We start from the raw sequence: 21015 nt of genomic DNA, 5'->3' as shown, positions 1-21015 counted from the left end.
CAATGTTATGAATAAATCTGAACGAATCCAACGGGAACTTTTTTTCGTGAATAGCCATAAAGAATTTAATCTGACTGATCTAATGCGGGAATTTCAGATTTCTAGAAGTACTGCAATAAGAGATCTAGCAGAGTTAGAACAATTAGGAGTGCCATTTTATGTTGAAAATGGAAGATATGGCGGGTATAAAGTTCTCCCCTCCTCATTATTACCTCCAATTTATTTTACGGAAAAAGAAATTTTTAGTGTGTTTTTTTCTCTTCAACTTTTAAACTTGTTATCTGGCTCGCCATTTGGTAGTAATTATTCTACGATTCAGCAAAAATTATTAAATACATTTAGCGTCGAAAAACAAGAAAAAATAGCACAAGCAACTGATTCGGTACAATATGCGGGAATTTATCAAATTGAGCCCACTAAAAATCTTGAAGATTTATTTAGCACTATTTTGAAAAATGAACCCATCAAAATTCTATACACTCGTTATACACGAAAAGTTAAACGAATTTTGCCTATTCGCTTAACTTTAATGGATGGTTATTGGTATTGTATTGCCATAGACATTGAAAAAAAAGAGATGAGAACTTATCGTTGTGATTACATAGAAGATATTGAAATAGAATTGGATTATCCACGCCCTCTCTCTGAAGGAGAAATAGCTAAAATTATAGCCACACAACAAAAGGAATATCGAAACATTCCTTTTAAAGTACGTCTATCTGATAAAGGAAAAGAACATTTCTTAAAAAATAAGTTTCCAAATATGAGACTCACAGTCACAGATAACGATAGCTTTATTCTTGGAGAGTTTAATAATAACGAACTACCCTTTTTGACCAATTATTTTCTTGGTTTTGGCGAGCATGTGGAAATACTTGAACCAAAAATACTAAGACAAGAATATATGATGTTGATCGAAAAACTATTAAGCAGGTACAAAGAATAGACTTTGATACCTGCTTTTAAATCACTTTGATTTCCAGTTACATTAAAATACTTCTTCCAAGCATTATTTTGATTAAGCTTCTAATGCTGTAATCACAGGGAAATAAGGTAAATCTAAATCAATTGCCACTGCTTCAATTGTCAACTTGCCATTATAGGTATTCAAGCCGCGTCGTAATGCCAAATTATCTTTTAGTAAGCTTATCAAATCATTGTTTGCCAATAAATTGACGTATTCCATTGTTGCATTTGACAATGCATAAGTCGCGGTTTGCGGAACGGCACCAGGCATGTTTGCAACAGCATAATGGACTACATTTTCTTTGATATAAGTAGGATTGTCATGGGTTGTTACTTTATTCGTTGTTTCGAAAATACCACCTTGATCAATCGCTACATCCACAATCACCGAATGAAATGGCATACCTGAAACCATTTCTTTTGAAACTAGCGTAGGTGCTCTATGACCAGGAATCAAAACAGCACCTATAACTAAATCAGCTGTTTTCAATACTTCTTGAATATTGTAGCTATTAGACATTAAGGTTTGGATATTTCCATCAAAAATTAGATCTAATTGCTTCAAACGAGGAACACTTACGTCCATAATCGTTACATTTGCCCCAAGGCCAGCTGCGATTTTCGCAGCATTCATACCAACGACTCCCCCACCAATAACAACAACATTCCCACGTGCAACACCTGGAACACCTGAAAGTAATACACCGCGTCCGCCGTTAACGCGTTCCAAAAAATTTGCGCCTATTTGTGCGGCCATACGACCAGCAATTTCACTCATCGGTGCAAGTAATGGCAATGAGTTATCGGCTGGCTGAACATTCTCATAAGCAATTGAGTGTACTCCTGCTTTCAATAACGCTTTAGTTAACGACTTATTTGCGGCTAAATGCAGATAAGTAAATAACAATAAGTCTTTTCGAAAATAGCGGTATTCTTCAGCCAAGGGCTCCTTAACTTTCAAAACCATTTCTGCAGCCCAAGCACTCATCGCATCTGGTACGATTGTAGCGCCAGCTTCTTCATACTCTTTATCCGTAATAGCAGAACCTAGCCCCGCTTTTGTTTCGACCAAAACTTTGTGTCCAAGATTTGTTAAACCAAATACGCCAGATGGCGGTAAAGCAACTCGATTTTCATTGTTTTTAATTTCTTTTGGAATACCTATTATCATGAATTATCCTCCTTCTTTTTTATACTACAGAAGAACGAGTATTGCTGTACTCTTCATAGATCTTTTCAGCAACAATTTTTTTCAATGTTTGAACAACTAGATTGATTTCTTCATAAGAGGTATATAAAGCAATTGGAGCTAGACGAATCACATTAGGTTCACGAAAATCTGGGACAACACCATTATTTCTCAAGGCAGCCGCAATTCGATAAGCTTCTTCATGTTGCAGACAAACATGCCCACCACGCACTTTATCATCCGTACTATTCCCATATGAATACCCGTAATCAGCTAACTCTTTATCGATTAAAAACATTAGATAAGCAGTTTTATTCAAAGAATTAGCTCTAATTTTCTTCATTCCTAGCTGATTGAAAATTTGTAAAGAACCTTCCAAACCTGCCATTGAAAAAATTGCCGGTGAACCAATTTGCCAACCACTTGCATCAGGTTGTGGGTCAAATTGATGCTTTAGTTGAAATTGGGTATCGTTACGATTGCCAAACCACCCCGCTAATCCCGGCTTTTTATCAAAATGCTTTTGATTGATATACAAGCCGGCAGTCGACCCGAGTCCTCCGTTTAAATACTTGTACGTGCACCACACAGCAAAATCTGGTTGAATTTCTTTAAAATCAATTTCAATTGCGCCAATCGCGTGACATAAGTCAAAGCCAATAATAATTCCACGTTTATGAGCTTCTTCTGTCAAACGCTTCATATCAATAATCTGTGCACTTCGATATAAAACAGTTGGCAATAAAATCACGGAAACATCATCTGTCATTGCCTCAATTACCGCATCTTCGTCAATAAATTCACCATCAGCACTTTGAATAACCTTAACAGCTTCTTCAATTGAATACCCTTTTATTTCGACCATACTATCAACAGCATAACGATCTGTCGGGAAATTTAAATCATCGACCAAAATTTTATAACGATCTTTCGTAGGATGATAAAAGGTTGCCAATGCTGAATGAATATTAGAAGTTGTACTACCAGTCACGGTGATTTCTTGCGGTTTCGCATTAATCAATGGTGCCATTAAAGCAGAGATTTTTTCGCCATAAATATATAAATCATTCCAAGCTTGAACACCTTCTTTTTTCCAGCGCTCAATCATCTTTTCAATACTTGTAACGGCAGCTTTAGAAGCCATACCTAAAGAGTTTCCATCCATATAGATTTCTCCTGGTTGAATAAAAAAATCTTCACGATATTGGTGGAGCTCATCTTTTGTATCTAATTCTTTTGCATATGCTAAACCTGTTTGAAACGTTGTATTCATTTTGTTTCCTCCTAATTTTTAAGCGTTTCTTTTGTTGATAATAAATAAATAATTGAACCAGCAACACCGAGAGCTGCGATGCCTGTCAGAATCAATAATCCAGCTTTCCAAGAAAAGTTCTCAATTATTTTAGAAATAATTGGTGCTCCGATCACGATTGCTGTGTAATAAAATAAATTGACTAAACTCATAGAATAGCCAATCAAGCGTTCTTTTCCAGCAGCTCGAGGAACTAAAATGGTAATTGAAGAGGAAGCTAACATTGCGGCTGCCGATAGGAAAAAGACTTGTGCTATTATTAATCCACTTATTCCTTCTAAAAATGGTGCGGCTAAACAGGACAACATCATTGTTGTAAAGGCTGCCAAAATCACGACACCTGATTTTTTTACTCGATCCAGTAAAAAACCTGCCACAATCCCAAAAGGAATCCCAAACAACCCAAATAATCCTGAGTAAAAGTTAGCTGTTGTTTGAGAAAGGTGGTAATAATCACTAAATAAAACTGGATATAATGCAATATAGGCATATAAAACAAAAGACATACATCCTTGCAAAATTCCTAGTATCCATACCGTCTTGTTCTTTATCACCGCCTTAAACGGTGAGTCCTCCCTTGCTTCTATTGTTGAGATATCCTCTACTGGAGCATCCAAAAATAAGAAATATAGAATCCACATAATCAAGGACAAGCCGCCAATTAAATACCAACTTGCAAAGTGCCCAAATCTTTCAGACAAGGGTAAAAACAAATTCATTGAGATTAACGATGCCAAAGCTGGAAAAGTCGTAAAAATACCAATCGCTGTTCCAGAATGAGAGCTATCCTTAAACCAATAGCTGATTAAGACCACAGCTGTCATTACAATCGTCGAAAATGAGACCCCTTCAATTATTCGAGTTACTAAAAGTAAAGAAAATGAACCAGCGATTGTCCCTAAAAAATTTCCTACAGCTAACAATCCAATGATCACCAATAACAAATTCTTTGCACCAATTTTAGTAACAAGTGCTCCACCTGGAATCGCTATAAAGATACCTGAAATCGTAAAAACCGAGGTCAACAAAGACATTTGTGTCAACGAAGTATGAAGGTATTGAGACAAAGGAGTAATGACAGGCGCTATCTTCAATTGTGACATTCCAATCAATGTCCCTCCGGCATAAAGCAAGAAAAATTTCATCCATTTATTCACTTGTTTCCTCCTTCCAGTTATGGGTTTAAAAGCGCTTTCAAACCTTGTGCTTATTATAGCGAAAAGCTTTTCACGTTGAATATGATAAAAAAAAGTTTATTTCCTCTTTTTTTTCGTTTAAACTACAAATAGTAATATATTTTTTTGATAAAATGATTATTTCAATAAATTAGTGCTGTTTTTACCTAAAAAGGGGGAAGCGATTGTGGATACGATTGATGATACTGACTTAAAGATTTTGAAACTCTTATCAGCAGACAGCCGCATACGTATCAAAGATCTTTCAAAAACTGTGATGATGTCTGAGCCAAGTGTCAAACGACGAATTGAAAAAATGGTCGATATCGGGGTTTTGCGGGATTTTACAATTGACATTGATTATAGTAAATTAGGTTTCAGTATTCCCTTCTATATAAAAATTAGTGATTTAACGATCCACTTCAATGAATTCATAAAAAGAGCACGGCAGCTCAATCCTGCTTTATCGATCGATTCAGTTACGGGAGAAGAGAACTATATCATGCAAGGACGCGCTCAGACCATTGCTGAAGTGGAAAAATTATTGGCAGCACTGATGTCTTATGGCAAGGTATCAACATCGATTATTTTGGAAGAAACTACTGGTAAAAAATTAATTGATCTTTTATAAAAAAGTTCTCCCTATTTATGACATAAGCGATTCCGTCATGAATAGGGGGAGCTTTTCGATATTCTGCAATTAGCAAAAAAAGAGACAAAAATAGTCATTAATACGACTCTCTTGTCTCTTTCCGTTTTCTATTTTATATTTTTCTTGAAATTCACTGTTTTTATAGCGATCATTATACTCGTCTCATCTTTAATTGGAATCAAAACAGCATTTAGTTTGCCTGTTTTATCAATCTCTGCGCCGTTAGCTTCAAGTTTGCTGAAGAGTTCATTGGCTACGAGCTGCGGCCAAATACGTTCACTGAAAAAAACACTCACTTTGAGACCAGTCTCCCATACTGAGATCCAACCTAGATTTTTCTTTTTGAAGAGTATTTTACTTAACCAGTTGTGCCCATCTTTATAGTAGTTCCAGTCCTCTTGATAGGATTGCTTATGGAGTTCTTCTAAAAGCTGTTGGTAAAGCTTCAGATCCTCTGGGGAAAGATGCTTTGCTAAATTTTCTATAGTTGGAAATTCTGATGAGTCTTTTAAAATGGGTTTCATCTAAAACGCCTCCTTTTTCCTCAGTTTATCAAGTAAAACTTGTAATAAGATGTCAAGTTTTATATTTTTTTCTGAGATTTTCAATATGCCTTGCCACCTTTTGACGAAAAGCCGGAGGTTCAAGAATTTCTAATTGATCACCAAAAGAAAATAAGTAATTAATTGTTGTCACATCATCTGGAAGCGTCACAACAGCAATCAAACGGTCATCTTTATTTTGACGAACATCCTTAAATTCCTCCTGCACGCGATATGCTGCAGCATAATCGAACAGCAGCGTCAATTCAACCTGCTTTTCTGGTATTGTTGGCTTTTCTGAGAAGATTTTTTTGGGTGTTTCTCGGCCGAAGGATTCAGATAAAATTTCGACATTTCGCATGCGGGCCATTTTAAATAACCGATAATCTGCTCTAAGATGGCAAAAAGCATAAAGGTACCAAGCCTTATTACGAAAGACTAGTTTTAAGGGTTCTAATTTACGAGCGGTGAATTGTCCCTTAGTGCTTAGATAATTTATTTGGATAACATTTCTTGAAAAAATCGCCTGTCGTAATTGATCGAATAATTCATTTCGTAATCCAGTCCAATCAGAGAAGTCAATCTCTAACCAATCAAGTGTTTCTTTTTTGAAAAGAGTGCTGAGTTTTGAAACCAGAGAACTGCTTAATGAGCCAGCGGTGAGATTCAAATTCTGAAGCGCGATCAGAATTTGCTGTTGTTCTTCATCAGAAAATACAGCTTTATTTAGGACATAATTCTCTTGAATAAAGATTCCGCCACCTTTTCCTCGGACTGCATAGACTGGGATGCCGGCAGCACTCAACGCATCAATGTCGCGATAAATCGTTCGAGCGGACACTTCAAATATTTCTGCCAAATCTGGTGCGGTGACGGAGCCTTTTTCCATTAAAATAAAAAGAATCTGTAACAATCTGCTTTCGATCATTTGCCGCCCTCCCCTTCACAAACTAGCATATCATGAGGCGTTGAACAGGGAAAGTCTGTTTCTTAATAAAACAGATGGAGCAAAGGGAGCTGTGACAAACTCCTTGTCACAGCTCCCTTTTTCCGAATAAAAAGGTGTTCCAGAATCAGCTTATTTCTTAAAAATACCCATTTCTGTCACAACCTCCTCTTCTTTTTTATTCTTCCCAATAAAAATTGTCGATCAAACGCGTTTTGCCAATGTAAACAGCGATGGGCACTAGTATTGCTGAGTCAATTGTATCAACTTTCTGCAATGTTTTTTGATTGACAATCTCAATGTAATCAATTTTTGCTAGAGGTTCAGATGCAATTTCGGCAGTCATTGCTTGAATCAAAGCTTGAGAATTTCGTACGCCTGCTGAAAGCTGCTCTTGTGCCAGTTTCAACGCGCGACTCAATACTAAAGCTGCTTGGCGCTCTGCTGGATTCAGATAGCTGTTCCGAGAGCTTTTGGCTAGACCATCCGCTTCACGAATGATTGGACAGGCGATAATATCAACGGGAATATTCAAATCACGAGTCATTTGTTGGACAACAGCAACTTGCTGCGCATCTTTTTGACCAAAGTATACGCGATCGGGTTGAGTGATCTGTATTAATTTTAAAACGACCGTCGTAACTCCACGAAAATGAGCTGGTCGACTTGCACCTTCTAATACTTCGGTCACACCAAAGGATTCCACGTAGGTGTTAAATCCAGCCGGATACATTTCTTCCACTTCAGGATGAAAGATCAAAGCGACTCCCGCCGCGCTGCATAATGCTTGATCTGCTTGAAGCTTCCGAGGATAGCTGGCTAAATCTTCATTTGGCGAGAATTGAGTGGGGTTGACAAAAATACTGACGATGACATGATCATTGTCTTGTTTGGCCTTTTCCATCAGACTGCGATGGCCTTCGTGGAGTGCACCCATGGTAGGCACAAATCCAATTGATTGTCCCGCCTGTCGCCAGGCCTTCACCTGATTTCTGACTTCTTCAATCGTTTTAACGGTTTTCAATGTTTAATTCCTTTCTCCAATGCTGCGATGATTTCCGGTGCGATACTAAAAGTATGCTCTGCGGCTGGGAATTGCTCCTGCTGAATTTCTGTTTTATAGTGTTGAATGGCAGAATTCATTTCTGCGCCTAAATCGGCATAGCGTTTCACAAATTTTGGCTGCATCTCGCCGTACATACCTAACATATCCTGATAGACCAATACTTGCCCATCTGTCTGATTACCCGCACCAATTCCAATTGTAGGAATTGTCAATTTCTTGGTGATCAGTGCCGCCAAGTCAGCGGGGATTGCTTCTAAAACAATGGCGAACGCACCTGCCTTTTCTACTGCTAAGGCATCCTGCAAGATTTTTTGTGCGGCTTCAATCGTTTTTCCTTGAACCTTAAACCCGCCGAAAGCATGAATCGACTGCGGGGTTAAACCAATGTGTCCCATTACTGGAATTGAGGCGCGAGTGATGGCTTGAATCGTTTCACTAAAGGCTTCACCGCCTTCTAGCTTGACTGCGGCTGCGTGACCTTCTTTGATCAGGCGTCCGGCATTCGCTACGGCATCTGGGATTGATATATGATAAGACATAAACGGCAGATCCGTTACTACCAACGCATTTTGTGCGCCGTTGGCTACTGCACGAGAATGGTGAATCATGTCCTCCATCGTTACGGACAAGGTATCTTCATACCCTAGCATAACCATTCCTAATGAATCTCCCACCAAGAGAGAATTGATACCTGCTTGATCCATCAATTTAGCGGTGGAATAATCATAGGCGGTCAGCATACTAATTTTATCACCCTGCTCTTTTTGCTTCTGCATCGTTAAGACGGTATTTTTCACTGGTTTAACTTCCTTTCCATTGGTTGATACTCGCGCTCTGGATGCTTCAGAGTCGCGATTTGAATCAATTTCTTAGTCAGCTCGCGATAAATCCCAGTTGCTTCTGGAGGCAAGGCGGCCAAGTGATCAGTGACAGTGGAAAGATCATTTCGTTCAACTGGACCGGTCAAAGCCTCACTGGGACTCATGGCTAGTAGATTTTGTGCATTTTGTAAAAACAACTGCCGCCAAGCTGTTTGTGCAAATTCTCTGGATAATCCGCAATCTAAAAGTAGTTCCTCTGCTGTCGCTGTCAGGCCTACGACTAGATTACTGACAAACACACATGCCGCGTGATAACGAATCTTTTCCTCTGGGGCGATGGTTGCGATTGGATTTCCTAAATTTGTTAAAAGCTGTTGAACTTCGGCTAACTTCTTTGAGCCCTCCAAAGTAAAAGGGACTTCAGCTAATTGACTTGCAGGTATTTCTTTGTCAGCAAAAGCCATCAGCGGATGTAGAGAAAAACAAGCAATCTCTTTCTTTGTTACAAAAACCGCCGAACTTTTTGCACCGCTGCAATGAAAAACGCATTGTCCCTCAGAAATTAGCGGCTCTACTTCTTGCCATACCACAGCGATTTGATCATCCGGTACAGTCAAGAATAGCCAATCACTTGCTTCGATACATTCTGCTAAACGATTAAAGGCCTGACTATTGATTTGACTAGCACTAGCAGTCGCATGCTTAAAGCTGCGACTGTAAAACCCTGAAATCGTGTACTTTTTACTAGCGAAGTAGCGTGCCATAGTTGTTCCGACTTTTCCAGCTCCAATAAAGCCAATTCGCATCTGCATTTCTCCTTTTTTATTCAAATTAATAGAAAAAGTATAGCACAATCGAAATGAAATTTTTCTTCTTTACATAGGATTCCTTTTTTTTGAGACGCAGAAAAAACACCCAAAGAAAAAATTCTTTGAGTGTTTTTGCTTCAATTCCCTTACTTCGCCGTCAATGCTGATTCCTTATTTAAAAAGAATGGACGATAGTACACGGCTGCATTACTCATTGGCAAGACTTCTTCACTTAATACGATGCCGATTTCTTCTATTAAATACTTACGTCGTTCCTGCATCCGTGCCCACATTTCTGGATATTCTCTTTGAATAGCAGCTCGTAATTCTTCATCTGCCAGTACAACACCGCCTTCACAGCTGGCGCCGGAATATCCGGGAACCGAAGGAATAATGTCGAATTGGAGGATCATCCCGCTTTGAAGTTTTTCTTTTGAGGCTGGATAGACAGGTGATGCCAACCATTCTTCATCGGCACAAAGATGTCCCGGATTCAAATGCCAGCCATATTGAGCTTTTGGTAAAACTTCTTCAATTTTATCATATAATACAGCACCCTCGAGGTCTGTGGCGATTGTCTCAAGCCAGGTCTTAACGGCATTGAAATAAGGTTTTGCGATACGATCCAAATAATCCTTTTCTCCTTCAGGCAATTCGACACTTGAGTGAACGGCATATCCGCCGCGGCTTTGCAGGCCGCCTTTATAGCCAGTTGTCATAGAAATCCGATCACCTAGCTGGATTTTCTTAGCTGTCGGATAAAGATTGGCTTTTTCAAAACGAGCCCCAGTTGCCATGATGGTTACAACACTAGGTCTTTGTCCAAGGTCATTTAAATAGGCACCAATATCCATCTCGCTTTTTCCAATTTCCAACTGATCCATCGCACTTAAGATACAGTTTCCAGCGTTCATAGCACCAAATTCATAATGGGCGATTTCATTGGCGTTGTTGGTAGTGCGTAAGCCGTTTTCGCCAATCAATAGGTAGGTCGCATTATTAAAGGCCGCGGTTGGTACAGCTTGTTTAAGTCCCTCGACTAAAAAGTATGGAAGGTCATAAATCACGGCATTGTCCTCTTGCTGACTGGTAAAGTTCTTCCAGCCAATTAGACCAATTCTATCCGCGTGTTCAAGCTTCGTCTGCTTTAAAATCTCGGGCACCGTCAATTTCGTTTCCATAGGTTGGTTTGGTAATGAAAAATGCGGCATGTGAACAGCATTCGCCTTGATTCGAGCAAAGGGAACTTTATTGAGGTTCTCATTTCCTAATACCAAATAGGCTTCTCCACTTTGATGAACCACTAGTAAAGCTTCCTCAAAACGCGGTACAAAACCGGTGAAATACTCAAAATTGCCGCCATGTTCTAAATCGGCATAGATCACAACTGCGTCGTAATTTTCCTCTTGCATTTTTTTCAAAAGCTCAGCCTTACGCGTCGCCATCGTTTCATCAGTAAGTTGTACTGGTTGAATATTTTCGTCCAATTTTGGAGGACTAATTTTTTCTAATTTGATCACGATTATCTGACTCCTTCGTTTTTTTTAATCATACCATAACAATTAGTTTGAAAATACTCGCTTTTTTTTAAGAAAATCGGTAAACTTATAATTATAAATAATTTTTTTTGAAAGGAGTCAATATGAAACAGTTACTTAACTCCTCTACATACCGCCGAATTCAATTCGTTGAATTTTTGGATCAGCTACCTTCTTGGTGTGACGTCAAAGAGGCGGCACGCAAAATTGATTGTTCAGCGAAAACATTATTATCAGATATTGATTATATCAATGAATTTTGGGGGGATTACATCTATATTGAATACTCGAAATTTCAAGGAGTGCGCCTGAACAATATAACCTCTAATAAGATGGGGAATGTCTACGGATTGATATATAGTGAATCAAACGAATTTCAATTTGTTGAAAAAATGCTGTATGAATCAAATCAGGATGCGGATTATTGGATCAACGAATTGTTTATGAGTGAGGCTTCCTTTTATCGGATGGTCAACGCTTTAGAGGATTTTTTGAAGCGACGCGGACTTCAGCTCGAACGCTCCCCTTTTCGAATTGTTGGACCTGATGAACGCTGGGTTCGCTTCTTTTATCAGCAATATTTTTCTGAAGCCTATGGTGCAAATCAATGGCCTTTTACCTTGGATCATGAAGAAACCACTTGTTTTATTATGCGCACCTCCACCGATTTTGACGTTTCTCTAGATGATCGAGAGATTCAGGAGGCGGCTTATTTATTTATGGTGACCTTAAATCGAATGCAGCAAGGCTTTTATTTACCTGAGAATGTTTATGCTGAAGAAGATGATACGATTGACAAGGTTTTAGATTTCAGCCGGCCCTTTGCCGAACATTTATTGGCGGATAAGGATTTCACCCTGCCCCCAAAATGGTACAAAGAAGTCAGTCGAACCGTTTTCCATGAATTTTACAATTGGGACAATCCAGAGCAAATTGTTCGGATCAACAGTAAAATTGATACGTTTTTAAAAAACGTGTCAGAGGGAATCGATTTTCCATTGAATCAAGAGGATAAACGGAAAATTATGCAGCAAATGATGTCCTGGTATGTAGAATATAATTTCTATCCTTACCGTCAAATTATGTTGTATGACAAATATAAAAAATTTGCTCGTGAGGTCCAACTAGTCTATCCAATCTTCTCGACACTTGTGAAGATACATCTACAGGATATTGAAAAAAAATCACCTGAATTATGGACGGATATCCGGATCAACAATATCTTTTTCTTGATGATGAAAGAATGGTCACAGTTGCCAATCCATTTAGAAAAACTGAGACGAAAGGTAACTATTCATGTAGTGAGTGACTTGGGACGGAAACATGCAGAAATGCTGCGAGATTTCTTAGTGGCTAATTATAGTAATTGGACCATCGTTGATACATTTAATGAGCCGGTCATTTCGGTTGGAGCAGACGATTTTGAGGATTTTTCCACCTACGATATCGTTTTAAGCAATAATCCAATTAAAGGATATGAAAATGACAATGTTTTGATTGTTAACAATTTCTTCTCCGCTTCTGACCGAGAAAATCTTTTGAACTTTATTGTTGCCCATCAAAAAAGCGAAGCGCGCAAACATTTGAAAGCTCTCGGCAATATTAAAACGAAAACCGCCAAAGAGCTGTATTTCTCTCAGCAATTGATGAACAAATAAAAAAATCGCCACCTCCTATTGACGAATCTTTAGAGGGTGACGATTTTTTATTTGTTGGCAAAGACGATTAAATTGTAATCATCATTAATACACGTCTGCAAGCTGATGCGCTCTCCGCCACCAGAGCTTGTGATTTGCTCCCAATAATCTGTTCCGTCCTCCGCCATTCCAGAATCATCCACCGTAACGATTTGAGAAACAGTGTATGTCGATACATTATTCGCTCCATCTGAGACACTGATCGTTTCCCCGACGCCTACTGAGAACAGCACATTGAAAATGCCAGGATTATGTCCAATAAAATGTGTATTCGCGCCATCGTCTCCTGACTGAACAGAAGCACCGCCCCAGGTTGCGACTAGATTGGGATTGGCATCAATTATGGCTTGTCCGTTTCCCTGTCCCGCATTCAAATAAGTTATCAATTGCCCAGCAATCTCCAATTGATCCGCCTGCATTGTTGTTGATTGCGGCACTGCCATGTTTGGTGCGGTGGACTCCGGTGCTGAACTGTTATTAGGCTCAGCTTCATTCACTGTTGGTGAGGGTCGAGTATTTGTTTTTGCTGTCTCAGCTTCTGATTCTGCAGAATGTGCGTCTGTGTTGGACGCTCCAGAGTTGGCCGTAGCTGCTGGATTCACACTACTGCTTTGAGTAGTTATCTGGTTGCCATCCTCATTTGATTCAATTGAGTCTCCACTGTCTTTAGTTGTTGAAGACGCTGATTTAGTTTCTTCCTGACTGGTAGACTGTTCTACAATTTCTTGATCCCTTGTGGCGGATGAACCATTTTCTGATTCACCCAATACAGATGCTGCGCCGTTTGTTAGAAAAAGTGCAGCGATAATAATAAATTTAAAATAGGTACTCATTTCTGTTTCCTCCTAAGCAAAAAGCTCTCTGCTATTTGCTTACAAATTAACGGAAAAACAGCCCTATCACTGTAATGGTGCTCGTGAAATAACGAATAGTATTATTTATACTCCGAAAAGATCGTGCGGTACTCCCTTTTTAAATAGTTGTTTCATAACTTTCTTTTCTGAAAACAAAACTGGTCGAGCTTATTTTGCAGAATGACCTAAAAGCTTCCTTCTTGATTTATGAAAAGTCATAATGGGTTATTTGATAGTCTTTTATAGAAGCAAAAAGCGCTAAACGTTCTTCTTTTGTATAAGTTTTTAAATAATCTTTTAAAAGATTTAAAATCGCTGTACCCCTTGATGTATAAATGATTTGATGGAATTTCTCGAAGCTATTCTTTTTCATTTCATATAAAATTAAAGCCTTTATAAAATTTTTATCTAGCTCTTTTAAAAGTTTTTCGTAAAATTCGGACTTTTCTGAAGTGAAATCTAGAAGTTCTTCAAAATCTGCTGGAGCAGAAATATTCTTCGAAATTAGACGTATTTTTTCCTGCTGATCAGCTGCAGAGTAGGCTTCTAGCAATTGATTGAAACGACTAGATGTCATGGTGGGAGTCAATTCTAGCTCCTTCTTCTTAGGAGTAATGGTGAGAAAGAAGTCAAATGCCTTCTCAGGCTCTTCTAAGCGTTGACTAATTCCTCTTAATTGTTCAAAAATGCGATAATAATATTCATTCAATTCAAACAATTGATTCAGTTCTTGATGATGATTTTTTTCTTGAAGCTGATTCAGAGCATATTGTGCTTCGAATGGATTTAGCAGTAAACGGTCATTTTCCTTTTTTCCAATTAACAATTTACCTATAACCTGCCTGAAGACAATCTCAAACAGATTGTTCACATCTTTGCGATAATCAAATCCTAACTTCTCCTGATATGTCTCTAACAGTTCGTAAATTTGATTCTCTGGAATATTTGCAATAAAGAATACTTCCGCTGCTAAATTTTGTAGGTAGCGCTCATAAAAATCAAGACCGACAAAGTTAGCCGGAACAGCTTCAGCAAGTTGGTAATCAAGAAAGGCCTGATCGACCTCAGCTGCTCCGTAATCAATATCATAATCTGTAAAAAAACTGCCAATTTCTCGTAAGCTTTCCTCAAGAGAATCAATTCCAAAGCTTTGATAACTTATAAGGATTTTCTCATAGAGCTGTTGTAATTTCTCTATGCGTTGCTTCAATTGCTGCTTTCCTTGTTCGAAGCGCTCCGGCAAAGTTCCCTCTCCACCATTTTTTAGAACAAACTCAAGGGACTGTTGGATTCTTTCTGCTTGATCAATTGGCATAACGCTTGAACCGCTTAACCGTTCCTGCAATTTCTTCATGAAAAATGGATAAAAAGCTGGATCTAAAAGTTCGTTCCTCATTCCTCTTCCTCCAATTCCGGAAAGTCTTCAAATGAACCTTGAAGTGCTTCTACATCTCCTTGATATTTTTGATAGCGGCGTTCGATCTCTTCAAGTATTTCTTGATCTGTTATTGATCCAGAATGGTAGGCCCGCAAATAATAAAAGAGTTCCTGACAAATAGAGAAATGCTCTAAGTAATCACTTTTGTATGAAAATGGCTCCTTTGCTAAGAAATGTGCGACCGTCTGAGAATTCTCCCAACTGAAATCAAGTAAGTGATAATTCTTAAAATGCTGTTTGCGTTCCTCAGCGATTTCCCTAAAATCCGCCACCGATAATTGAAAGCTTTTGTGATTGACTTGAAGCACTTGATTGATCGTTGTTCGCGGTTCTTCCTTTTGCTCTGATAGGAATTGGTTAAATAACGAAACATCAAAATTTGACATTCATTTGTTCACCCCTTTCATAGTCCTAATAACACAGACTAGCAAAAAAGACAATCTTGAAAAAGAGTCAAAAATGTGGTATTATAAAGACAGTTAAGAAGCCGGAATTAAGCCTTCCTTAACTTTTTTTGTTTACTTTTCTAGCTGTACTCTTCATTTCGATTTGGATAAAATAACTTTAAAACAATCACACAAACAGAACCAGCGAGGACAATTTAGTTGCCATCACTGGTTCTGTTTGCTTATTCAAAATCTTAGTGTTAAAAATTGCCAAACGACTTTATTTGATCTTTCGTATTCGCTTAAACGTAATTCTTTGAATCTTGATCGGATTTAACGGCGCATCATTATCGTCTGTTTCTTGACTAGCAATCTCGCGTACCACAGACATCCCCTCAATAACCTGTCCAAAGACTGTGTAGCGTCCATCTAGCTCTGGAATTCCTCCCACCGCTTCGTAGTGAGAGCGCACTTTGTGAGGGAGATTCATACGGTATAACTGGTCGTTGTCGATATGATTTCGTTCCACGATATAGAACTGATTCCCGTTGGTATTGGGTCCATGATTCCCCAGACAAACGGCTCCGTCAAAATGATACAGCCCTTCATCCACCTCGTCTTCGAAATAACCGCCATAAATCGATGTTGCTTCGTCTCCAGAACCATCTAATGCTCCGCCTTGGATCACAAAATCCTTGATTACCCGAGCAAAGGGTGTCCCATCATAGAATCCTTGCTTAGCCAGCCCACGCCAATTCTTAACCGCTTTTGGCGCATCCTGCGGAAAGACTCTCATCGTAATGGTTCCTTCATCAGTTTCAATCAGACAAAGCTCTTCATTAGGGCGTGGAGAGGTCAGCTGAAGTAAATATTGATTCGGATAGTTAATGCCGTGATCTTGCTCTACTACTTTTTGAATATACCAATCTAGTTTTTCAACACCAAGTCGCGCTACTTTGATCAGATAAGTATATTCCTTTTTCGGTGTTGCCACACGATAAGAGACTAACCCGCGTAAATTATTGCTGCTGTTTCCTTTTACTTTGTACATACTCAAAAAATGTGCCGTTAAAAAGGTTAATTCTTGCTTCTTCAATAAATTGAATGGTTTTATCGACTTGCCTAAAACAAATGAAGCAATCTTCTCCTCATTTCCGTCAGCTAAAAATCGGGTGAAATCCCGCAATCGTTCATTGATTTCTGCTTCATCCCAATGCCGAGGAATCAATTGCTTAGTGACGGTTTCATTAATCAATTTCTTTTTAACGATAACTGCGGCAGTACCGAGAACACTAGCAGCTAAAATAATTTTCCTTTTTTTCATGTCGTGCCTCCAACCCGTTTTCTTAATTGTACCAGAAAAGGATAAAGTCAGTCCTTCTTCCAAAAGTTATCAATGATTAAGTTCTAATCGTATTATCTAAAAAACAGCTTAACATACTGGGATGCTAAGCTGTTCATAATTTATAATGATTTTTTGAACTTTCTGATTTTCTTCATCGCCCAATTATAATGACTCGATGTGGCAGAAACGAAATAACTTCCTAGTGTACTGCCACCAACCCACGGAAAGATTCCCTTTGAAAACAACTCTCCATTTGAAAAATCATTGGCAAGCTCCATCACTTGTTTATGGCTTTCTATTAATAGCTCAAGTGCTGTTTCATAGCTGGTTGTTTGGTGTTTTTCCCAAAATTCAAGGTTCATTTCCCCATAAGATTTCCAATTATAGCCTTCCTTTAAGAATTGCTTACTCTCTCCTGCCTGATTCGCTCGCACCCATTTTAACAATAATTGGTGCCACTCATATAGGTGGATCAATACATCACGAAGATTTTTATCACGTTCCCAATGCGCCTGTTTTTCATTTTTTGTATCAAAAGTAAAAGTACGGTTCAATTCTTCCTTTGGAATTGAATCTAGTAGCATAATCATTTTCTCGTACATGTCATTTCCTACCTGAATCAAGTCGTGTTTAGTTGTTGGTCTTGCCATTATAACTTCCTCCCATACCTCTGTCCTTACTATCATTATAGACTAGCACGTAACGTGGGAGTCTATAAGAAGTTCCAAATTTTTTACATTCACTCACTTTACAAAACTGCGACTCGCCCGACAAGCAAAAAACTTCCTCAGAATTACCTGAGGAAGTTGTAGTTTTAAATAATTCCCTGATCGATTTGCTTTAGTTTCCGATAATGAGCATTGGATTGTTCTAATTCACTCGGACTTCCCTGCATCGTTAAATGACCATCTTCGATGAAAATAACTTGATCCATCGCTTCAATACCCTGCAAATGGTGGGTGATCCAAATAACTGTTTTATCCTGCAGCTCATTGAAAAAGGTATTGATTAATGCCTGCTCGGTTACCGGATCGAGACCAACAGTTGGTTCGTCCAATAATATGATCGGAACTTCTTGTAATAAGATGCGCGCCAATGCTAAACGTTGGCGTTCGCCGCCAGAGAAACGTAAACCTGCTTCATCCACCATTGTCAGTAAGCCTTCTGGCAAATTCTCCACTAATTCCTTCAATTCTACTCGAGCTAATACTTGCCAAAGAGCTTCATCTGTTGCTGCCTCATTTCCAATCCGCAGGTTATTCGCGATTGTTGTATGGAAAAGATACGGTGTTTGATGGATAACACCTAGATAATTGCTGATGTCGTCACCAAATTTGTAGGTTTCTTCTCCATTTAGCGTAATTGTCCCTTCAGTGGCTCGCAGATCGCCACGAATCAGATTCGCTAATGTACTTTTGCCGGAACCACTCCGTCCCAAGATTGCGATTTTTTCGCCAGGTCGCAGCGTTAGATCAATTCCTGATAAAACACTTTTCTTACCTTCAGGATAATGATAGTGAACATTGTCAATTTTCAATGTCAAAGCGCCTGAAATTTTTGGAGTTGCTTCATGACGCTTCTGAATCGTAGGAAGATCATTCAAGTTTTTGATTGAATCTTTGTAGCTATTCGTTTCTTGAGCCGCTGCTGGCAATGGCGCAAAGGCATCAATCAACGGAAAAACTGATAATACAAAAGCTGCGATCCAATTTGCCGCTCCTCCATGATTCCCAGGGAATTGACGACTGGTCCACACGAGCAGAGCGATCGTAATCACGCCAAACATCAGCTGTAAAATAAAATTACGCTTACGTTGGAAGCTTTGAAGTTTGCAATTGACCTCTCGTAATGCCTCTTCGGATTTTTCATGATGGTTCACATAATCCTGTCCACGTTGACTAAAAATCCAATCCGACACGCCCAACACATTATCAGTCAGATCACTGTATAATTCATTCTTCATCTGCTTCTGCTGTTCTTGACGAGCACCATTGATGATGACTGACCATAGAGGCAGTAGAAATACGACGATCCCTAAAAGGAGCAGCATCGCTAAAGCAAAGAAGAAAGAGAAATAGCCGATCCCAATAATTACAAAAACATAGAGCAGCCACGCGATAATCGTTGGAAAAATCGTCCTTAAATACAAATTTTGAATATGGTTGATATCTTCAGAAAGCAGTCCGAGAATGTCTCCAGTGCGATGGTTCTGTTTAAAGAAAATCGCATCCTGCTCTAACGAATTATAAAGCTTTACGCGTAAATTCGAGGTCATCTTCAAGACCCAGTTATGGCTGACTAGCCGTTCCACATATCGAAAGACAGGTCGACCGATTCCAAAAGCTCGTGTTAACACGATAGGAATATAAATCATCAGAATATTTTCCGGCAACGATGCTGCCCGACTAATCAGATAGCCTGAATTGAACATCAAGGCCCCCGCACAGAAAAAAGTGATAAAGCCTAATGTCAAAGCTAGAATCAAAGATTTCTTATATTGCTTGAAAAAGGGCTTGACCCATTCATCGGTTTTTAGGACGTCGAATAATCCGATTTGCTTCATGTCTCTTCACCTCGCAACGCCTGACTTAATTTTGTAAAGGCACCCTTTCTTTTTTGCAGCTCTTTCAAGGTTCCCTGTTCAACGAGTTTTCCGTGATCCATTACCAGCAGATAATCCATTTCGGTTAGCCAATGAAGCCGATGTGTCGCGAAAAAGACTAAATGAGTTTCCATCAGCGGCAACATTCGTTCCTTTAATTCGACTTCCGTTTCGATATCCAAATGCGCTGTTGGTTCATCGAACAATACTATCTTTCGTTCTTGATCCAAAAAGGCACGAGCTAACGCGATTCTCTGAGCCTGTCCACCACTCAGTGTGCGTGCTCCCTCGCCTAGTTTCGTATCCAAACCATCTGGCAGGTCATTCACTAAATCCGTCAAACCAGTCACTTCGATTGCCTTTAAAATCTCTTCATCGCTGGCCTGCGGATGATAAAAAGCGATATTTTCCCGTACTGATCGCTGGAAGATATATGGATTTTGCGGAATATAAATCAATTGCTCCTGCCATTGAGGCTGGTCAAAAGCGGTTAACGCTTGATCATTAAAACGAATCTGACTAGCATCAGGACGTAAAAAACCGCTCAGCAAGTTGATCAATGTTGATTTTCCAGAGCCGCTCATGCCGATAATTCCGATTTTTTGATAACCCCGTACCTTGAAATCAACTTCTGCACCAAGCTTTTCTGCGTAATTGTACTGCATCTTCACACTCAACTGACTATCAGCTGACCAGGTTGGTAGCTTAAGCTGCGCATCCTGCGTCTCTGGCAGTTCTAAAATCTGATTAACATCGTCCATCGCATTTTTCCCATCCAAAGTCGCGTGATAATCACTGGAAAAATCACGAATGGGCAGAAAATACTCAGGAGCAAGAATCAGCACCGTCAATGCCGGAAATAAGAAAATCCCCTCATTGATTAAACGCAGCCCCAATAAAACAGCTACTACGGCAACAGATAGCGTGGTAAAGAAATCTAGCGCAAACGTCGAAAGAATCGCGATTTTTAGTGTGCTCATTGTCGCTTTGCGAAAACGTTCACTGGTCGTAAAAATACTCTTGCTGTATTGCTTGCTGATGCCAAAGAATTTCAACGTATCAATTCCTCGTAAAGAATCGATAAAGTGGTTCGATAGCACTTGAAATACCTTGTATTGCTTGTCGGCCTTACTTTGAGCCGCGTATCCTAAGATGATCATGAAAATAATAATCAGCGGAAACACAAGCAGTAATACCACACCAGATTCCCAATCCAATAGAAAAATTGCTACTAATAGAATCCAAGGGATAATCATCATATTCAGCATTTTTGGTAAAATCAGATGCAAATACTCCTCCACCTGATCAATCCCATCTAGTGCAGTCGTAACCACGCTTCCAGTTCCTTGTTTTTGCACCACCTGCGGACCTAAGCGAAAGATTTTTCGCAACAATTGACCACGTAAATCTTTAGCCTGCTGATAAGCATATTCTTCTAATACATGCTCCCGCAAATAGGTCATCAAATGACGCAACGCAAAGGATATGAAAAACAACAGTATCCACTGTAGTTGTTTGTTTAATTCTTCCCCGTCCCATAAATGCGTGATTGTCCTAGACAACCCGTACGCTTGTCCGATTATAAAGATTGCTTGCAGGATAGCAGATCCTGCAAGCAACATCAGAATTTTTTTGATACCGGGAAGTTGTAATAACTTCTTGTCGATCATGATTGAA

At 39.2% G+C, this 21015-nt stretch carries 19 protein-coding genes; 3 read left to right on the top strand and 16 right to left on the bottom strand.

The genetic code is table 11. From position 1 onward, the window contains the following. Positions 1 to 7: 7 nt before the first annotated feature. Entirely contained in the window at positions 8 to 946 is a 939-nt protein-coding gene (locus OMU_RS02495; protein WP_016178384.1) for a helix-turn-helix transcriptional regulator, read from the top strand. Between the two features lie 72 nt (positions 947 to 1018). On the opposite strand, the gene ald is transcribed toward OMU_RS02495, so the two are convergent. From ald to OMU_RS02480, 3 genes are read right to left on the bottom strand one after another with little or no spacing between them, the layout of a single operon-like run. Further along, a complete protein-coding gene (gene ald, locus OMU_RS02490) occupies positions 1019 to 2137 on the bottom strand; it encodes an alanine dehydrogenase (RefSeq protein ID WP_016178383.1) in 1119 nt (372 codons plus the stop codon). A 19-nt stretch (positions 2138 to 2156) separates the two neighbouring features. After that, the gene (gene kynU, locus OMU_RS02485) at positions 2157 to 3428 is read right to left on the bottom strand and encodes a kynureninase (protein ID WP_016178382.1); all 1272 of its coding nucleotides are present in this window, start codon (positions 3426 to 3428) and stop codon (positions 2157 to 2159) included. Between the two features lie 11 nt (positions 3429 to 3439). Continuing rightward, the gene (locus OMU_RS02480; protein WP_016178381.1) at positions 3440 to 4624 is read right to left on the bottom strand and encodes an MFS transporter; all 1185 of its coding nucleotides are present in this window, start codon (positions 4622 to 4624) and stop codon (positions 3440 to 3442) included. Positions 4625 to 4829: 205 nt separating this feature from the next. On the opposite strand from OMU_RS02480, the gene OMU_RS02475 reads away from it, so the two are divergent. After that, a complete protein-coding gene (locus OMU_RS02475) occupies positions 4830 to 5273 on the top strand; it encodes an Lrp/AsnC family transcriptional regulator (protein ID WP_016178380.1) in 444 nt (147 codons plus the stop codon). Between the two features lie 128 nt (positions 5274 to 5401). Here OMU_RS02475 and OMU_RS02470 read toward each other — a convergent pair whose 3' ends face one another. The 6 genes from OMU_RS02470 to OMU_RS02445 all read right to left on the bottom strand — a co-directional run bounded on the left by OMU_RS02470 (position 5402) and on the right by OMU_RS02445 (position 10998). Continuing rightward, the gene (locus OMU_RS02470) at positions 5402 to 5818 is read right to left on the bottom strand and encodes a DUF3788 family protein (RefSeq protein WP_016178379.1); all 417 of its coding nucleotides are present in this window, start codon (positions 5816 to 5818) and stop codon (positions 5402 to 5404) included. 52 nt (positions 5819 to 5870) lie between these two features. Continuing rightward, positions 5871 to 6764: a helix-turn-helix transcriptional regulator gene (locus tag OMU_RS02465; RefSeq protein ID WP_016178378.1), complete on the bottom strand. Its 894-nt coding sequence runs from the start codon at positions 6762 to 6764 to the stop codon at positions 5871 to 5873. 196 nt (positions 6765 to 6960) lie between these two features. Next, positions 6961 to 7806 (bottom strand): pantoate--beta-alanine ligase, encoded by an 846-nt coding sequence (gene panC, locus OMU_RS02460; protein ID WP_016178377.1) that lies wholly within the window; start codon positions 7804 to 7806, stop codon positions 6961 to 6963. After that, positions 7803 to 8645 (bottom strand): 3-methyl-2-oxobutanoate hydroxymethyltransferase, encoded by an 843-nt coding sequence (gene panB, locus OMU_RS02455; protein WP_016178376.1) that lies wholly within the window; start codon positions 8643 to 8645, stop codon positions 7803 to 7805. The genes panC and panB overlap by 4 nt, the downstream gene beginning before the upstream one ends. Beyond that, positions 8642 to 9475 (bottom strand): Rossmann-like and DUF2520 domain-containing protein, encoded by an 834-nt coding sequence (locus OMU_RS02450; protein ID WP_016178375.1) that lies wholly within the window; start codon positions 9473 to 9475, stop codon positions 8642 to 8644. The genes panB and OMU_RS02450 overlap by 4 nt, the downstream gene beginning before the upstream one ends. Before the next feature lie 149 nt (positions 9476 to 9624). Beyond that, the gene (locus tag OMU_RS02445) at positions 9625 to 10998 is read right to left on the bottom strand and encodes an aminopeptidase P family protein (RefSeq protein ID WP_016178374.1); all 1374 of its coding nucleotides are present in this window, start codon (positions 10996 to 10998) and stop codon (positions 9625 to 9627) included. 122 nt (positions 10999 to 11120) lie between these two features. Here OMU_RS02445 and OMU_RS02440 point away from each other — a divergent pair, with 122 nt between their 5' ends. Beyond that, positions 11121 to 12674 carry an AcpB/EbpR/MafR family transcriptional regulator gene (locus OMU_RS02440; protein WP_016178373.1) on the top strand — a complete coding sequence of 518 codons (1554 nt, stop codon included), beginning with the start codon at positions 11121 to 11123 and terminating at the stop codon, positions 12672 to 12674. 47 nt (positions 12675 to 12721) lie between these two features. On the opposite strand, the gene OMU_RS02435 is transcribed toward OMU_RS02440, so the two are convergent. From OMU_RS02435 to cydD, 7 genes are all read right to left on the bottom strand, one after another. Continuing rightward, positions 12722 to 13546: a sortase domain-containing protein gene (locus OMU_RS02435; protein ID WP_016178372.1), complete on the bottom strand. Its 825-nt coding sequence runs from the start codon at positions 13544 to 13546 to the stop codon at positions 12722 to 12724. A gap of 226 nt (positions 13547 to 13772) precedes the next feature. Beyond that, entirely contained in the window at positions 13773 to 14963 is a 1191-nt protein-coding gene (locus OMU_RS02430; protein WP_016178371.1) for a DUF6179 domain-containing protein, read from the bottom strand. Further along, positions 14960 to 15391 carry a DUF6323 family protein gene (locus tag OMU_RS02425; protein WP_016178370.1) on the bottom strand — a complete coding sequence of 144 codons (432 nt, stop codon included), beginning with the start codon at positions 15389 to 15391 and terminating at the stop codon, positions 14960 to 14962. The genes OMU_RS02430 and OMU_RS02425 overlap by 4 nt, the downstream gene beginning before the upstream one ends. Before the next feature lie 280 nt (positions 15392 to 15671). Further along, positions 15672 to 16715, bottom strand: coding sequence for a peptidylprolyl isomerase (locus OMU_RS02420; protein ID WP_016178369.1), 1044 nt, complete (start codon positions 16713 to 16715; stop codon positions 15672 to 15674). 140 nt (positions 16716 to 16855) lie between these two features. Further along, positions 16856 to 17386: a ClbS/DfsB family four-helix bundle protein gene (locus OMU_RS02415; protein WP_016178368.1), complete on the bottom strand. Its 531-nt coding sequence runs from the start codon at positions 17384 to 17386 to the stop codon at positions 16856 to 16858. 164 nt (positions 17387 to 17550) lie between these two features. Then, a complete protein-coding gene (cydC, locus tag OMU_RS02410; RefSeq protein ID WP_016178367.1) occupies positions 17551 to 19299 on the bottom strand; it encodes a thiol reductant ABC exporter subunit CydC in 1749 nt (582 codons plus the stop codon). Further along, complete coding sequence (cydD, locus tag OMU_RS02405) at positions 19296 to 21008, bottom strand: thiol reductant ABC exporter subunit CydD (RefSeq protein WP_016178366.1); 1713 nt, start codon at positions 21006 to 21008, stop codon at positions 19296 to 19298. The genes cydC and cydD overlap by 4 nt, the downstream gene beginning before the upstream one ends. Positions 21009 to 21015: the final 7 nt, after the last annotated feature.

The organism is Enterococcus avium ATCC 14025 (genome assembly GCF_000406965.1).
Lineage (GTDB): Bacteria > Bacillota > Bacilli > Lactobacillales > Enterococcaceae > Enterococcus_A > Enterococcus_A avium.
This window is presented reverse-complemented; position numbering and strand designations above follow the sequence as displayed.

Excerpts from the sequence above, each read along its gene's own strand:
- OMU_RS02495 (WP_016178384.1), top strand. The coding sequence starts at position 8 with ATGAATAAATCTGAACGAATCCAACGGGAACTTTTTTTCGTGAATAGC.
- ald (WP_016178383.1), bottom strand. The coding sequence starts at position 2,137 with ATGATAATAGGTATTCCAAAAGAAATTAAAAACAATGAAAATCGAGTT.
- kynU (WP_016178382.1), bottom strand. The coding sequence starts at position 3,428 with ATGAATACAACGTTTCAAACAGGTTTAGCATATGCAAAAGAATTAGAT.
- OMU_RS02470 (WP_016178379.1), bottom strand. The coding sequence starts at position 5,818 with ATGAAACCCATTTTAAAAGACTCATCAGAATTTCCAACTATAGAAAAT.
- OMU_RS02465 (WP_016178378.1), bottom strand. The coding sequence starts at position 6,764 with ATGATCGAAAGCAGATTGTTACAGATTCTTTTTATTTTAATGGAAAAA.
- OMU_RS02450 (WP_016178375.1), bottom strand. The coding sequence starts at position 9,475 with ATGCGAATTGGCTTTATTGGAGCTGGAAAAGTCGGAACAACTATGGCA.
- OMU_RS02440 (WP_016178373.1), top strand. The coding sequence starts at position 11,121 with ATGAAACAGTTACTTAACTCCTCTACATACCGCCGAATTCAATTCGTT.
- OMU_RS02435 (WP_016178372.1), bottom strand. The coding sequence starts at position 13,546 with ATGAGTACCTATTTTAAATTTATTATTATCGCTGCACTTTTTCTAACA.
- OMU_RS02430 (WP_016178371.1), bottom strand. The coding sequence starts at position 14,963 with ATGAGGAACGAACTTTTAGATCCAGCTTTTTATCCATTTTTCATGAAG.
- OMU_RS02425 (WP_016178370.1), bottom strand. The coding sequence starts at position 15,391 with ATGTCAAATTTTGATGTTTCGTTATTTAACCAATTCCTATCAGAGCAA.
- OMU_RS02420 (WP_016178369.1), bottom strand. The coding sequence starts at position 16,715 with ATGAAAAAAAGGAAAATTATTTTAGCTGCTAGTGTTCTCGGTACTGCC.
- OMU_RS02415 (WP_016178368.1), bottom strand. The coding sequence starts at position 17,386 with ATGGCAAGACCAACAACTAAACACGACTTGATTCAGGTAGGAAATGAC.
- cydC (WP_016178367.1), bottom strand. The coding sequence starts at position 19,299 with ATGAAGCAAATCGGATTATTCGACGTCCTAAAAACCGATGAATGGGTC.
- cydD (WP_016178366.1), bottom strand. The coding sequence starts at position 21,008 with ATGATCGACAAGAAGTTATTACAACTTCCCGGTATCAAAAAAATTCTG.